At 34.8% G+C, this 16,322-nt stretch carries 12 protein-coding genes and 1 tRNA gene; 6 read left to right on the top strand and 7 right to left on the bottom strand.

Translation table 11 applies throughout. From position 1 onward, the window contains the following. Positions 1-16 precede the first annotated feature (16 nt). The 5 genes from ilvC to H7350_RS00555 form a co-directional block, all read right to left on the bottom strand. Positions 17-1,516 carry a ketol-acid reductoisomerase gene (gene ilvC, locus H7350_RS00575; protein WP_204343926.1) on the bottom strand — a complete coding sequence of 500 codons (1,500 nt, stop codon included), beginning with the start codon at positions 1,514-1,516 and terminating at the stop codon, positions 17-19. 13 nt (positions 1,517-1,529) lie between these two features. Further along, positions 1,530-2,060: an acetolactate synthase small subunit gene (gene ilvN / locus H7350_RS00570; protein ID WP_204343925.1), complete on the bottom strand. Its 531-nt coding sequence runs from the start codon at positions 2,058-2,060 to the stop codon at positions 1,530-1,532. Positions 2,061-2,079: 19 nt separating this feature from the next. Continuing rightward, a complete protein-coding gene (gene ilvB, locus H7350_RS00565; protein WP_204343924.1) occupies positions 2,080-3,816 on the bottom strand; it encodes a biosynthetic-type acetolactate synthase large subunit in 1,737 nt (578 codons plus the stop codon). 10 nt (positions 3,817-3,826) lie between these two features. After that, positions 3,827-5,506, bottom strand: a complete 1,680-nt coding sequence (ilvD, locus tag H7350_RS00560) for a dihydroxy-acid dehydratase (protein WP_204343923.1) — start codon at positions 5,504-5,506, stop codon at positions 3,827-3,829. Between the two features lie 323 nt (positions 5,507-5,829). Then, positions 5,830-5,905: transfer RNA gene (locus tag H7350_RS00555), tRNA-Phe, on the bottom strand. A 191-nt stretch (positions 5,906-6,096) separates the two neighbouring features. Between H7350_RS00555 and H7350_RS00550 the strand changes: the two genes are divergently transcribed. The 6 genes from H7350_RS00550 to H7350_RS00525 all read left to right on the top strand — a co-directional run bounded on the left by H7350_RS00550 (position 6,097) and on the right by H7350_RS00525 (position 13,981). Beyond that, on the top strand, positions 6,097-6,828 hold the full coding sequence (locus H7350_RS00550; RefSeq protein WP_204343922.1) for a type III pantothenate kinase: 732 nt from the start codon (positions 6,097-6,099) through the stop codon (positions 6,826-6,828). Further along, entirely contained in the window at positions 6,828-8,132 is a 1,305-nt protein-coding gene (bamG, locus tag H7350_RS00545; RefSeq protein WP_204343921.1) for a BamG family beta-barrel-assembly machinery protein, read from the top strand. Before H7350_RS00550 ends, bamG begins: the two co-directional genes overlap by 1 nt. A gap of 17 nt (positions 8,133-8,149) precedes the next feature. Continuing rightward, positions 8,150-9,532 carry a tetratricopeptide repeat protein gene (locus H7350_RS00540; protein WP_204343920.1) on the top strand — a complete coding sequence of 461 codons (1,383 nt, stop codon included), beginning with the start codon at positions 8,150-8,152 and terminating at the stop codon, positions 9,530-9,532. Beyond that, positions 9,533-10,102 carry an LPS export ABC transporter periplasmic protein LptC gene (gene lptC / locus H7350_RS00535; RefSeq protein WP_204343919.1) on the top strand — a complete coding sequence of 190 codons (570 nt, stop codon included), beginning with the start codon at positions 9,533-9,535 and terminating at the stop codon, positions 10,100-10,102. A gap of 255 nt (positions 10,103-10,357) precedes the next feature. Continuing rightward, complete coding sequence (locus H7350_RS00530) at positions 10,358-11,647, top strand: hemolysin family protein (protein ID WP_204343918.1); 1,290 nt, start codon at positions 10,358-10,360, stop codon at positions 11,645-11,647. Between the two features lie 177 nt (positions 11,648-11,824). Next, the gene (locus H7350_RS00525; RefSeq protein WP_204343917.1) at positions 11,825-13,981 is read left to right on the top strand and encodes a peptidylprolyl isomerase; all 2,157 of its coding nucleotides are present in this window, start codon (positions 11,825-11,827) and stop codon (positions 13,979-13,981) included. Between the two features lie 48 nt (positions 13,982-14,029). Here H7350_RS00525 and H7350_RS00520 read toward each other — a convergent pair whose 3' ends face one another. Both H7350_RS00520 and H7350_RS00515 read right to left on the bottom strand, forming a co-directional pair. Next, entirely contained in the window at positions 14,030-15,004 is a 975-nt protein-coding gene (locus H7350_RS00520; RefSeq protein WP_204343916.1) for a GYDIA family GHMP kinase, read from the bottom strand. Beyond that, positions 15,005-16,321 (bottom strand): hydroxymethylglutaryl-CoA reductase, degradative, encoded by a 1,317-nt coding sequence (locus H7350_RS00515; RefSeq protein ID WP_204343915.1) that lies wholly within the window; start codon positions 16,319-16,321, stop codon positions 15,005-15,007. Position 16,322 lies beyond the last annotated feature (1 nt).

The raw sequence follows: 16,322 nt of genomic DNA, 5'->3' as shown, positions 1-16,322 counted from the left end.
TTAAGTCTATTTCTGTTTATGCTAATACACTGTCTTCAACGGTTGTTGATTTAATGACCTTCATGGCTGTCATAGCTGCACGTAAGCGCTTTCCAACCGCTTCTATTGGATGATTTCTAATAGCATCATTTACAGCAATTAATTCAACATTATCAACCCCATTTGATTTTGAAAAAGATGTTCCAATAATCGATGTGTCAACAGTTTTCATAAAATCTGTCAATAAAGGTTTACAGGCATGATCAAATAAGTAACAACCGTATTCAGCTGTATCAGAAATGACACGGTTCATTTCAAATAATTTTTTTCTAGCAATGGTGTTTGCAATCAATGGTAATTCGTGAAGCGATTCGTAATAAGCAGAATCTTCAATAATACCAGCGCTTACCATGGTTTCGAAAGCTAGTTCTACACCAGACTTGACAAAAGCAACTAATAAAACACCATGATCAAAATATTCTTGCTCGCTTATATGATCAGACGTTAAAGCTGTTTTTTCGAAAGCAGTTTCACCTGTTTCTGCTCGCCATTTTAAGAGGTTGACATCGTCATTAGCCCAATCTTCCATCATGGTTTTTGAGAAATGACCAGAAATAATATCGTCCATATGTTTTTCAAATAGAGGACGCATAATATCTTTTAATTCTTCAGATAATTGGTAGGCTTTAAGTTTTGCCGGATTTGATAAACGATCCATCATGTTAGTAATACCACCATGTTTTAACGCTTCGGTTATGGTTTCCCATCCAAACTGAATTAATTTTGCTGCATAGCCAGGTTCAATACCTTCTTCAACCATTTTATCAAACGATAGGATAGCTCCTGTTTGCAATAAGCCGCAAAGAATGGTTTGCTCACCCATTAAGTCAGATTTGACTTCAGCAATAAAAGACGATTCTAAAACGCCAGCTCTATGTCCGCCAGTCGCAGCTGCATAAGCTTTAGCTTGAGCCCAACCTTTATTTTCCGGGTCATTTTCAGGGTGAACAGCAATAAGAGTTGGTACACCAAATCCACGTTTGTATTCTTCACGAACTTCGGTGCCAGGACATTTTGGCGCGACCATGATTACGGTTAAATCCTCACGAATTTTAGTGCCTTCTTCAACAATATTAAAGCCATGAGAATAACTTAAGGTTGCTCCTTTTTTCATTAATGGCATGACAGCCTTCACAACATTGGTGTGTTGTTTGTCTGGAGTTAAGTTTAATACTAAATCTGCTGTCGGAATTAATTCCTCATAAGTCCCAACATTAAAATCATTTGAAATTGCATTTTTGTATGAATCACGTTGCTCATCTATGGCTACTTGACGTAAAGCATATGAGATATCTAAACCAGAATCACGCATATTTAGTCCTTGATTTAAACCTTGAGCACCACAACCAACAATGACGATTTTCTTTCCTTTTAATGCGTTGACGCCATCTTCAAATTCTGAAGCATTCATAAAACGACATTTTCCTAATTGATCAAGTTGGTTTCTTAATGGTAATGTGTTAAAATAATTTGACATTTTCTTTTCTTTTTTAATGTTGAAATGTTTTTAGCATTGTTGAAATTTTCATCTCGTCTTTGGTAACTGCAATACGACCAGAACGTGTAAATTGCATGATGCCAAAGGCACTTAATTCTCTGTATAATAATTCTATTTCTTGTGTTCTGCCCGATTTTTCTAGAACAAAGAATTCTTTATTAACGGTGACAATTCTGGCATTACTTTCTTTAATGATATTCTGAATTTGGCGTTCATCAAACAATAAATCTGATTTGATTTTAAACAAACAAGACTCTTGGTATATGGTGTCTTCTTCAGAATGGTAATATGCTTTTATTACTTCGACCTGTTTCTCAATCTGACCGATAATTTTTTTAATCTGTTCTTCGTGCATTCGAACCAAAATGGTAAACTTTGAAACACCTTCAATTTCCGAAACAGATGTGTTTAAGCTTTCTATATTAATATGCCTGCGTTGAAATATTGCCGAAATACGATTTAGTAATCCGATGTTGTTTTCGGTATAAATGGAAACAGTATATAAGTTTTTTTCTATGCTCATTCTCTTTGTCTTATTAAAACTATTCTAGTCTGATATCAGAAACACTTGCTCCCGTTGGAATCATAGGAAACACGTTGTCTTCCTTTTCTACGCATACTTCCAGGAAATATGGGCCTTGACAATCAATCATTTCTGTTACAGCACTTTTTAAATCATCTCTTTGTGTTACTTTTTTTGCATCAATATGATAGCCTTTTGCAATGGCTACAAAATCAGGATTTACCATTTCGGTAGAGGCGTAGCGTTTATCAAAGAATAACTGTTGCCATTGTCTAACCATTCCTAAAAATTCATTGTTTAAAACGACAATTTTTACAGGAACTCGCTGTTGAAATAACGTACCTAATTCCTGTATGGTCATTTGATAACCGCCATCTCCAGCAATCATGACGACTTCTCGTTCTGGTGCAGCCATTTTAGCACCTATTGCGGCAGGTAAAGCGAACCCCATAGTTCCTAAGCCACCAGATGTAATATTGCTTTTAGAAACATTAAAATCGGCATAGCGACAAGCAATCATTTGATGCTGTCCGACATCACTAACAATAGCAGCTTCACCTTTAGTTTGAATATTGATTTCTTTCAATACTTCTCCCATGGTCAAACCTTCTTTGGTTGGGTAAAGATCATTTTTGATAACCTTATCAAATTCTATTTGATATAAATCTTTGAATTTTTGATGCCACTCTGTATGAGAATTTTCATTCAATAATGGCAGTAAAGCTTTTAGACTGGTTTTAGCGTCTCCTAATACGGCGACATCAGTTTTTACGTTTTTATCAACTTCGGCTGGATCGATTTCAAAATGAATGATCTTGGCTTGTTTGGCATAGGTGGCTAAATTTCCAGTTACACGATCATCAAAGCGCATTCCGATAGCTATCAGAACATCACATTCATTTGTTAATACATTTGGTGCATAATTACCATGCATACCTACCATTCCTACGTTTAAGGGATGGGACGTCGGAATTGCAGAAGCACCTAATATCGTCCAAGCTGAAGGTAATCCTGCTTTTTCAATCACAGCTTTGAATTCGTTTTCTGCTTCACCTAAAATAACACCTTGTCCCCAAACTACCATTGGTTTTTTAGCTGTGTTAATTAAGTCTGCTGCTGTTTCAAGAGTTGTTATATCGGTTTCAGGAACTGGTTTGTAGCTTCTAATTCCTGTGCATTTTTCATATGAATAATCAAACTCTTCAAATTGAGCATCTTTAGTAATGTCTATTAGAACCGGACCAGGTCTTCCGCTTTTAGCGATATAAAATGCTTTGGCAAATACCTCAGGAATTTCAGATGCTTTTGTGATCTGATGATTCCATTTTGTCACTGGAGTTGAAATTCCAACAATATCTGTTTCTTGAAAAGCATCGCTTCCAAGTAAATGAGAGCCAACCTGACCTGTTATGCAAACCATTGGGGTAGAGTCAATTTGAGCATCAGCAATACCAGTAATTAAGTTTGTTGCTCCAGGACCAGAAGTAGCTATTGCAACACCAACTTTTCCAGAGATTCTTGCGTAGCCTTGAGCAGAATGTGTTGCACCTTGTTCATGACGGGTTAATACATGATGAATGTCATCTTGATACTTGTATAATTCGTCATAAACTGGCATAATCGCGCCACCTGGATAACCATAAATAATATCAACGCCTTCGGCTAATAAACATTTTATGATGGCTTCACTTCCTGAGATACGCTCAGTTGTTTTTATAGTTTTAGTTTGACTTTGTATGGTTTGAATTTCTTTCATTAGCTCTCTTTTAAAATTCATCAGTAACACAGCCCTTTGACGCTGATGAAACTGTTTTTGCATATTTATATAACACACCACGTTCAAATTTTAACTCTGGTGCTTTCCATTTTTGACGTCTTTTTTGGAGGACAACTTCAGAAACTTCTAATGAAATAGAATTGGTTTCAGCATCAATACTGATGATATCACCATCTTTAACTAAAGCTATCGTTCCGCCTTCTTGAGCTTCAGGTGTGATATGTCCTACAACAAACCCGTGTGTTCCGCCAGAGAATCTTCCGTCGGTGATTAGTGCTACATCCTTCCCTAAACCTGCACCCATAATGGCAGCTGTAGGTTTTAGCATTTCAGGCATACCTGGGCCACCTTTAGGGCCTTCATATCGGATGACCACCACATCTCCTTTTTCAACTTTACCTTTTCGAATACCATCATTAGCAGCATATTCTCCTTCAAAAACTTTAGCTTTTCCTCTGAAATTTAAACCTTCCTTACCAGTGATTTTGGCAACACTTCCTTCGGTTGCTAAATTTCCGTAGAGCATTCTTAAATGTCCGGAAACTTTAATTGGCTTTTCGATAGGTTTTATTACATCCTGACCTTCTTTTAAATCCTCAACATCTAATAAGTTTTCAGCAATTGTTTTTCCTGTAACCGTTAAGCAATCACCATGAATGAGTCCTTTCTTTAACAGGTATTTTAATACTGCGGGAATTCCTCCTACAGCATGCACATCCTCCATAAGGTATTTTCCACTAGGTTTTAAATCGGCCAAAAACGGTGTGTTATCACTAATGTCTTGGAAATCTTTGAGTGTAAAGTCAATTTGAGCAGCTCTTGCAATGGCTAAAAAGTGAAGTACTGCATTTGTTGAGCCACCTAGAATTGTCACTAATCTAACAGCATTTTCAAGAGATTTTCTTGTGATGATATCTGAAGGTTTTATGTCCTTCTCTAGTAAAGTTCTTATTGCTTCTCCTGCTTTTGTCGATTCTTGTTGTTTAGCATTGCTCAATGCAGGGTTTGAAGAATTGAATGGTAAAGCCATGCCTAAAGCTTCAATTGCTGAAGCCATTGTATTTGCTGTATACATACCGCCACAAGCACCTGCGCCAGGACAGGCTTTCTCGACAATACTTTGATATTCGTTTTCAGTCATGGTGCCTGCAACTTTACTTCCCCAAGCTTCAAAAGCTGAAACTACATCTAGTTTTTTTCCATTGTGACACCCTGAATCAATTGTGCCTCCATACACTAGTATTGAAGGACGATTTAAACGAATCATAGCCATTAGAGCTCCAGGCATATTTTTATCGCAACCCACAACCGTTATCAGTCCATCATAGCTCATTGCCTGAACAACGGTTTCCATAGAGTCGGCAATAATATCACGAGATGGTAATGAGTAACGCATTCCTGGTGTTCCCATAGATATCCCATCACTAACGCCAATAGTGTTAAAAATTAAGCCTACAACATCTTCATTTTTAGTGCCTTCTTTTACCTTTTTTGCAAGATCATTTAAATGCATGTTACAAGGATTGCCTTCGTAGCCTGTACTGGCAATGCCTACAATAGGTTTAAAAAAATCTTCTTTAGATAATCCAATGGCATGCAACATGGCTTGAGCTGCTGGTTGGGTTGGATCCTGGGTAACTGTCTTACTAAATTTGTTTAATTGACTCATAGTTTTATTTTGGCAAAATCATTTGCAGCACTAAAATTAATTTTTGCGGTACATTTTGTTGATTAACTTTTGCCTATTAAGCTAAATTCAATTGTGGGAACATTTATTTATAATATTGATAATCAGTTTTTTAACAATGTATTATTATGATGTTCAAGTGTAGAAATTTTGATTAATAAATTTATAAGGCTAGTGAGGGTTTATCCATTTTATGCAGAAGTGTGAGGTAAATGGCTGTTCGAAATTGAAGTGATATTTCTAATCCAGCCATAAAAATAAGTGTAATAACCAAAAAACCCGATTCATCTGAATCGGGTTTTTGATGGTGGTGCCTCCAGGAATCGAACCAGGGACACAAGGATTTTCAGTCCTTTGCTCTACCAACTGAGCTAAGGCACCAGTTGCATAAAAATGCGAGTGCAAATATAGACTCATTTTTAATATTCACAAAAAGAAACAATAAAAATTTAATGTAAAAATTTTATTCTTTACTCAAATCGTGAGTTTTGCTCAAAATAATGTTATAATTTGGTTAATTACTAGCTGAAAATGAATCTTCATTTTGTAGTTTTAACACTTTTATACAACTTATGAATTTAATTATTGACGTTGGTAATACATTTGTCAAGTTTGCGGTTTACAATCAAAATAAACTCAAAGAGAAGGTGGTTGGAAAGCTAGATGACTTTGAAAATATGCTGTCTGATATCTTTAACAGTGACCTTAATTATATTGATAAAGCAATAGTGTCTTCCGTTGGAAAGTTGAAATCAACTTCTATTAATGCACTCAAAAAAAGGGTTCCAGTCATAGAATTATCTCATAATATTAAATTGCCTTTTAAAAATTTATATGCTACTCCTACAACTTTAGGTGTTGACCGTATTGCTCTGGTAAGCGCTTCTGTAGAACAGTTTCCAGATCATAACGTATTAGTTATTGATGCCGGAACTTGTATTACTTATGATTTTATCAATACAAAAAATGAATATTTAGGTGGAGCCATTTCTCCAGGAATTAGATTGCGATATAGAACACTCAATAATTTAACCGCTAATTTGCCGTTATTGGATACAGAAATGCCACAAGACATTTTGGGAGACTCTACACAAAATTCAATTCATTCTGGTGTAGTGTTTGGAGTTTTGAAAGAAATTGATGGTGTAATTGATGAATATGTTAAAAAATATTCAGATTTAACAGTTATTTTAACAGGAGGAGATACCAAATTCTTGTCAAACCAATTAAAAAATAGCATATTTGCCAACTCAAATTTTCTTTTAGAAGGTTTGAATTTTATTTTAGAATATAACTCACAATAATGATAAAGAAACTTGTTATAGTTTTCATCGCTTTTTTTGCACTACAATCTTATGGGCAAGAAGGGACAGCGTCTCCATATTCGTTCTACGGAATTGGAAGCTTAAAATTTAAAGGAACAGTCGAAAATAGAAGTATGGGTGGTTTAAGCATTTTTACTGATAGTATTCATGTAAATTTGAGAAACCCTGCAGCTTATGCTGGACCTAATTTAAAGTTCTATAATGAAGAAAGTCGACCAGTAAAATTTTCAGTAGGTGCTAGTCATAGCAGTTCAAACTTAAAAACTAATTCAGGTGAAGCTAAAGTTAATGCAACTACATTTGATTATTTAGCATTGTCTATGCCGATGGGAAAATTTGGTTTTGGTTTCGGACTTCTGCCTTATACATCTGTAGGTTACAAACTTGAAGATTCAGATGATGATATTATTCAAAATAGATATAGAGGAGAAGGAGGACTTAACAGAGCGTTTTTAGGGCTCGGCTACAGAATTACAGATGAGTTAAGCATTGGTGTTGATGCCAATTATAACTTCGGAAACATCCAAAACAGTGTTATTGAATTCGTGTATGATGAAGATGGTAACCCTGTTCAATATCAATCCAGAGAAAGTAATCGTTCAGATTTAAGTGGTTTAAACTTCAATATAGGTTTAACCTATAAAACCATGATTAGTGACAAATTAGAACTTCAAGCCGGAGCAACATATTCGCCAGTTAGTGATTTGTCTTCAATTAATGAGCGTTCCTTTGCCACAATTTTAATCAATCAATCTACAGGAGAAGAATTTGTTGTTAATGAATTTGATGCCGATTTAGAATCAGAAGGTCTTGATGAAACCGATCTTAGATTGCCTTCTAGACTTTCATTTGGAGCTGGAATAGGAAAGCCTAGACATTGGTTTATTGGAGCCGAATTTACTAGTCAAACCACAAGTGAGTTTTCAAATCCGATTGTTTCAATAGAAAATGCTAATTTTGTAAACGCTTCAAATTTTTCAGTTGGAGGTTTTTATATTCCAGATTATACATCGTTTTCAAGTTACTGGAAGCGAGCAACCTATAGGGCTGGACTTCATTTTGAAAATACAGGCTTAGAAATTAATAATGAGGCTATTAATGAGTTTGGCATATCTTTTGGAGTAGGATTACCGATTGGACAAGTATTCTCAAATGCGAATATTGGTTTTGAGTTCGGAAGACGAGGAACTAATAAGCAGAATTTAATTCAAGAAAACTTTTTCAACGTGAACATAAGTCTATCACTTAATGATAGATGGTTCCAAAAAAGAAAATATAACTAACGTAAAATAAACAGAAGATGAAAACGAGAATTACATTAATCATAGCGGCTTTGTTCTTAGCAACTAACTTTGGGTTTGCACAACAAGACGAAGAATGTATGCTTAACTTAACCTTGATGAATGACTTTGTTAAGAGTAAGAAATACGATGAAGCTTTCGAGCCTTGGATGAAAGTAAGAAACAAGTGCCCAAAGTTTAACTTGTCTATCTACAAGTATGGAGAGAAAATATTAGATCATAAAATCGAAAATTCATCAGGTGCTGAAAAGGTAGGTTTTATTGAAGATTACATGGTGCTTTTAGATAAAGGAGCCGAACATTTTTCAAGTAAATATAGTGCTGGAGAAGTCGCAGAGCAAAAAGCATTGTTAAAATACGAAAATCAAAAAGATTTAGGTTTAACAGATATGCAAATCTATGAGGCTTTTGATATGGTGTACAAACAATACCCAAAAGATTTTACAAGCACAAAAGGATTGTATGTGTATTTTACTAAAACAGTAGATTTATTTAAAGCTGGTAAGTTTGAACTTCAAAAAGTATTTGATAAGTATGATGATGTTAACGAATTACTTGAAAACTTAAACGAAGGTTATACTAAGTCTTTGAATAAATTAATCGAAAAAGAAGAAGCAGGAACAACGTTAAGTAAAAAAGAAGGTAAGTACAAAGATTATTACCAGGCAAAGCTTGAAGCTAATGATAAGATTGCTGGAAGTTTAGATACGTATTTAGGACAGTTAGCAAACTGTGAGAATTTAATTCCACTGTACCAAAAAGATTTTCCTACATACAAAAACGATGCAGTTTGGTTAAAAAGAGCTGTAAGCAGAATGTATAATAAAGAATGTACTGATGACCCGCTTTATATTGATTTAGTAAAAGCTTATGATGCAACAGCACCATCTGCAGATACCAAATATTTTGTCGCTACCATTTTGTACAAAGAAGGAAAAAATAAAGAAGGTGACAGCTATATCAAGCAAGCTTATGATTTAGAGACAGATGCTTTTAAGAAATCAAGATTAGCTAAGAAAATCGCAAACGGTTTCAAGAAGAGAGGAAGCTATGGTGCAGCAAGACAATATTATAGAGAAGTATTGAAGTTAAACCCTTCAGACGGTACACCTCACTTGCAAATTGCAGCAATGTACGCTAAGAGTGCTAATAGCTGTGGAGACACAAACTTTAACAAAAGAGCTGTATTCTGGTATGCTGCCCAAGAAGCTTTAAAAGCGGGAAGAGTGGATCCTAGTTTAAAAGGAGCAGCAAATCAAGCGGCTACATCGTATAACGCTAATGCTCCTACTAAATCTGAAATTTTTACAGAAGGTAATGCAGGATCAACTATAAGCATTGGATGCTGGATTGGTGGAAGCGTAAAAGTTCCAAACCTATAAATGCAAACGAAAGTTTTACATACTAATATATACATAGTCACAGCAATTGTTGTGACTATGTTTTTTTCATGTAAAAACAACTTTAAAGAAGTACAACAAATAGGTGTGCTTCAAAATCAACCTATTGGTGAGGCTAAGAATATCAATTTAAAATATACCGAAGCCGAAGATTCCATAGGTCGCGTAATCGCTAATTTAGAGAGTCCGAAAATGCTGGATTATTCTAATCGTGATTTTTCGTTTTCAGAATTTCCAGACGGCCTGCGTTTGTCACTCTATGATGAAAACAATCAAAAAAATATTGTACTTGCCGATTATGGCATCGTTTATAATGCGACCGATTTGATAGATCTTCAGGGTAACGTAATTTTAATTACACCACAAAAGGATAGCTTATTTGCGGAGCAATTATACTATGACCAAAAAAATGAATGGCTATTTACAAATTTGCCTGTACAGCTCAAATCGGCTACAGCTAATAATGGTCATGGTGATATTTTCGATTCAGATACAAAGTTTAAAAATTATACCATTTTAGAAGGAAGAGGTGATATGTTACTAAAAGATTAAAACCAAATAAGATAGTTAACAAAACATGGTTATCTTTGTATCGTAATACTTAAAAATTAAAATGAAAATCCTTCAGTTTTTTCAATACATCTATCTTTTCTTTGCTGTACTTTTTATTTATGATGCAGTATCTAATATAGGTGTAGATCGCAATAGAGTTATTATCTCTTTTATATTTGCAGCGTTAGCTATATTTATGTTTTTCTTCAGAAAGAAGTTTCGAAAAAAATTCGAAAATAGAAACAAATAACCATTATGGACTTTAGCATTGTAATCATTATTGTTATGCTATTGCTTTCGGCTTTTTTCTCCGGAATGGAAATCGCTTACGTGTCTTCCAACAAAATTCACATTGAAATTGAGAAAAAACAAGATGATTTTTTAGCTCGAATTTTAACCAAGCTTACCGAAAAACCATCCAAGTTTATAGCAACCATGCTTATTGGTAATAATATTGCCTTGGTAATTTATGGATTTGTAATGGGAGATGTGCTGGTCAATTGGTTTCAAACCATGTTGCCATCACAATATCAGGTTGTCACTTATCTTTTAACCGATTTAAGTCTCCTGACACAAACAATAATTTCTACTATAATTATTTTAATTACAGCAGAGTTTTTACCCAAAGTCTTCTTTCAAATCTACGCCAATTCGTTTTTGAAGATTTTTGCTTTTCCAGCCTATTTGTTTTTCTTGCTGTTCTGGTTCTTGTCGTCGTTCATAATTTGGGTATCTGATATCATTTTAAAGCGCTTTTTTAAAACCGAAGGTGATGATGTGCAACTTGCAATGACTAAAGTAGAACTTGGAAATTACATCAGTGAGCAAATGCAGTCTATAGAAGAGCATGATGAGGTAGATAGTGAAATTCAGATTTTTCAAAATGCATTAGAATTTTCCGAAGTGAAAGCGCGTGAAGTTATGGTGCCACGTACCGAAATTACTGCTGTAGAAGTTAATGATACCATCCAGAATATTAGTGAGATGTTCATAGATTCTGGTTTGTCTAAAATTTTGGTGTATAAAGAAAGTATTGATGATATTTTAGGTTATGTACATTCGTTTGATTTATTTAAAAAACCTAAATCCATCAAATCTGTCACTAAACCGGTCGTCTATGTGCCAGCAACAATGTTAGTTAAAGATGTTTTAAATATCTTAACAAAAAAACGTAAAAGTATGGCTGTAGTTATCGACGAATATGGAGGTACTGCTGGAATTATGACTATTGAGGATATTGTAGAAGAACTGGTTGGAGAGATAGAAGATGAACACGATAGTGTCGAACTTATTGAAGAGAAGTTAAGTGATACCAGTTATAAATTTTCTGCACGTTTAGAAGTGAATTACATCAATGAAACCTATAAACTCGATTTACCTAAAGACGAAACCTATGAAACGATAGGAGGTTTAATTGTAAATGAAACTGAAGGCATTCCTCAGGAAAAAGATGTGGTTACAATAGGTGAGTTTAAATTTACGATACTCGAAGTGTCTTCAACTAAAATTGATATCGTATCTCTTGATATCATTGAAGAAGATTAAGAAATTTAATAAAATTGATGTGTTTGTTTTTTAATCTGAATGCAGGAAATAGCGTTTCCCTTACAAACATTCGATGAAAGCTATTAAAAATCGGGAATAAAAACATAAATCTACTTTCATTATTTGATAGAAAATGGTATTTTCGCCCACTTATTATTAGATAAATTATACACTAAAATGGCAGTTTTAAATAAAATTAGACAACGTTCTTTGTTTTTGATTTTTATCATAGCAATGGCGTTATTCGCATTTGTACTTACAGATTTATTCAGAAATAGTGATGCATTATTTGGTGGATCACAAGATGTAGTTGCAACAGTTAATGGTAAAAACATTAACAGAATCGACTTTATGAATAGAGTTGAGAACATGCAAAGACAACTTCCGAACTCAACTTCTACACAAACCATGAATAGAGTTTATGATCAAGAAGTACGTCGTGCAATTATGAATACTCAGTTTAATGAGCTTGGACTTACCGTAGAACAAGATCAAATGAAAGATTTGTTAAAACAAAATTTTTCAGCATATCCTGAATTTCAAAATGAAGCTGGACTTTTTGATGAAAATAAATTAACAGAGTTCATTGCTAACTTAAAAGCAATTTATCCTGAAAGAGCTTTACTAGGAAACTTTCAGTTAAATTATGATGATTGGGTAAACAATGAAAACTCTATTGCTATTGGTGCTAAAGAGAGAACGTATTTCAATATGATTCAGGCGAGTGTCAATGCAACGCTAAATGAAGCAGAAGTTGACTACCTTCTTGAAAACTCAACCAGAGATTTAAGATATGTTCAAATTCCTTACTCTACAATAGCAGATAGTTTAGTAGAAGTGTCTAAAGCAGATATCAAAGCTTATATTAATGAAAATAAAAAGAAGTTTGAAGTTGAAGCTTCTCGTGATATTGTTTATGTCGAATTTAAAGAAGCTCCTAGTTTAAAAGATGAAGAAGACTTAAAGGCAAGTTTTAATGCATTTATTGACGGAAAGGTCGTTTTTGAAAATGGACAAAATGATACGATTAAAGCATTTGCACAGGTTAAAGCTCAAAACCTCGAAGATTATGTGAATTTTAGAGCTGGATCTGATGAAAATTATAATGATTCTTTTGTAAAGAAATCTGCTTTACCAGCTGTCGCAGCTGATACCTTATTTAATTTAAATGTTGGAGCCGTATATGGACCTTACAAAGATAACGGGATGATGAAGTTGACTAAATTAGTCGCTGAAACTACAGTTCCAGATTCTGCAAAGGTGCGTCACATATTAATTCCTCATGTAGGAACTAATAGAGCAGCTGCTGATGTTACAAGAACTGAAGCTCAGGCTAAACAACTTGCCGATAGTGTTGCTGCTGTTGTAAGAGCTAATCCTTCTAAATTCCCTGAATTGGTAACGGCGTTATCTTCAGATGTGGCTAGTGTACCAAATGGAGGTGTTTATGATTTTCACCCAAGTACTCAAATGGTAAAACCATTTAGTGATTTCGAATTCCAAAATAAGGTTGGAGATATTGGTGTTGTTAAAACACAATTTGGTTTCCACGTGATTGAAATATTAGATCAAAAAGGATCGTCTAAAGCTGTTAAAGTGGCAACAATAGCTAGAAAAATTGAGCCATCAACTGAAACTATAGATAATATATTTACAGAGGCATCAAAGTTTGAAATCGCTCTTGGTAAAGGTGATTTTCAAGATGTTGCTAAAGAACGTAACCTAGAAGTTAAACCAGTAAACGGTATTAAAATATTAGATGAAAATATCCCAGGATTAAATTCACAACGACCAATTGTACGTTGGGCTTTTGAAGATGGTACTAAAGTGGGAGACTACAAGCGTTTTACAGTGCCTGGAGGTGGATATGCTGTTGTTCAATTGGTTAAGTCTAGTAAAAAAGGGTTGATGGATCCTGAGAATGCATCAGCGACAGCTTTAACTGAAATAAGAAACAAGAAGAAAGCTGAAATGATTCGTGCAAAAATCACAGGAACCACAATTGATGAAGTGTCTAAAAACCAAAATAGACCAACAGGTACTGCTGCAGCTGTAAACATGAAAAATCCAACAATTTCTGGTGCTGGTTTAGAGCCTAAAGTTGTCGGAGTTGCCTTTTCATTAAATGAAGGTGAAACATCTGGATTAATTGATGGTAATAGAGGTGTCTTTATGGTAACAGTAACGAAAGTAGAGGATGCAACAAAACTTGATAATTACCAAGCTATTGCAAATCGACTAAGTACTACACGAACGTCATCAGCACAAACTAAAGTGTATAACGCTTTAAAAGAAACTGCAGATATCGAAGATAATAGAGCTAGATTTTACTAATCTTGCTTGATACTATATTTAAAAAAGCCTTGCATTATGTGAGGCTTTTTAGTTTTTAACCATTTCAGAATAGGTAAGAATAGTGTGGTAGCCTTTAGAGACAAAATAAGGAGATGGGTTCTCATGACAAGCCACCATTACAAAATCACCTCCCCAAGCACCTAAACTTTTAATGCTGCCTTTAAAATCATTAAACAGTAACGTTTTAATAGGTGGGATTTTGATGAGGTCTGAAATGAGCCGTTCATGGATGTTCATTAGCTTTTGGAAAGCCGTTAGAGAATTGCAAGAGAGCATTTGCTCAGTTATAGCATTGATTGCCGTCACTGAAGTAGATACATTGGAATGATTTGCTCTGTATTGCGCTATGCCTTCTCTGCTATCTTGTTTTTGGTTAAGATGTACAAAGTAGATGTGATTTTTGAAGGATGGATTAAAATCTACAGCTTTTATTGATCGTTGCTCGTCACCCTGAACTGGTTTCAGGGTCTCATCTGAGTGGATTGTATGTAATTGATATGTCAGACTAGAATTAGCACTTGCACAAGCGATGTCGTAACCACTACCACCAAAAGTCGCTTCTAAGAGCTGATACGGATTTACGTTTGCCCAATTAGCAATATTATTGATTAATGTAGACGATGTACCAAGTCCCCAAAACTTTGGAAATTCTAATGCTGTTGTTACACTGTAACCTCCAGTGGTTAAAAATTCTGGATTTAGGTGTTTTGCAGTATTTAGTATTTGTAAGAGACGCTCAACGACTGAATGATTGACTTCTGTTTGTTGTTCAGACTTGAATGCTATTGATTCTAAAATGTTATGACTTTGGATATCAAAAGCTGCTTCAAACCAAATGGTATTGTTGTCATCTAAACTCTGCCACTTTAGTTTTCCTTTATCTCCTTTTTCCACGATTAAGGACTGTCCGTATACTGTAGGAACCGCTAATGCCTTAGCGCCATCAAGTACGACATATTCTCCGGTAATTAATAATTTTCCATGACTGTAGAAGCGTTTCATTTAGCGTCTTAGGTTTTCAATAGCTTCAACAACAGCATTGTGAGTCACTGTATTGGTTTTAAAATGTGCTATGAGTTTAGTTTTTTCTTCTGAAGAGGCTTCAAACTGATTTAAAATATTCATCAAATGCATTTTCATATGACCTTCTTGAATTCCTGTTGTAGTTAATGAACGTAATGCAGCAAAATTTTGAGCTAATCCAGCGACAGCTACAATTTGCATGAGTTCTTTTGCAGATGGTTCGCCCAGTAATTCTAAAGAAAGTTTAACCAACGGATGTAATTTTGTGAGGCCTCCAACAGTTCCTAAGGCTAAAGGAATTTCCATCCAGAACGTAAATATGCCATCTTCAATTTTTGCATGAGTTAGGCTGCTATAGCTTCCCTTTCTTGAGGCATAAGCATGAATACCTGCTTCGACGGCTCTAAAATCATTGCCTGTAGCCAAAACTACCGCATCAATACCGTTCATTATTCCTTTGTTATGTGTAACAGCTCGGTAAGGCTCAATTTCAGCAATATTAACTGCTTGAACGAATTTTTCAGCGAATTCCTGAGCCGAAATATTTTGGTTTTCATTTAATTGCTCAACAGCACAACTCACTTCAGCACGAACTAAACAATTAGGAACATAATTAGAAAGAATCGACATGATAGTTTCGATGTCCTTTTCTTCCGCAGAAAACAACTCGAACTGCTGTGCTTCGTTTTCTAAGGTCTTAGCAAACTGCTCTAAGCAGGAGTTAATAAAGTTAGCTCCCATAGCATCTAACGTTTCAAAAGTGGCATGCAATTGATAGTAGCCTTTTATATCATCTGTTTTATCTCTTAATTCGACAGATGTAATACCACCACCACGTTGTTCCATGTTTTTGGTAATGGGTTTGGCATCGTCAATTAATTTGGGTTTTATGGTTTTGAAAAACGTTTTTAGCGTTTCTGGATTGCCATGATATATAAAATGAACTTGTCCAATTTTTTGAGTTGAAATGACTTTGGCTTTAAAACCGCCACGATCAAACCAAAATTTTGCAGCTTTACTTGCTGCAGCAACCACCGAACTTTCTTCAATCGCCATTGGGATAGCATACACCTGATCATTGATTAAAAAATTAGGCGCAACGCCTAAAGGAAGGTAGTAGTTTGTTATAGTATTTTCAATAAACTCGTCATGGAGTTGTTGTAATTTTTGGTCAGTATTCCAATATTGTTTTATGAGCGCTTTTGCTGATTTTGAATCTGTAAAATAGGTGCTAAGAATCCAATCTATTTTTTCTAATTTTGATAATTTTGAAAAGCCCTTAATAGTTTTGCTCATT

Origin of the sequence: Psychroserpens algicola, assembly GCF_014526325.1 — a bacterium.
In the GTDB taxonomy this organism is placed as follows: Bacteria; Bacteroidota; Bacteroidia; order Flavobacteriales; family Flavobacteriaceae; genus Psychroserpens; species Psychroserpens algicola.
The sequence above is the reverse complement of the archived record's forward strand: the minus strand, read 5'-3'. Positions and strand labels throughout refer to the sequence as shown.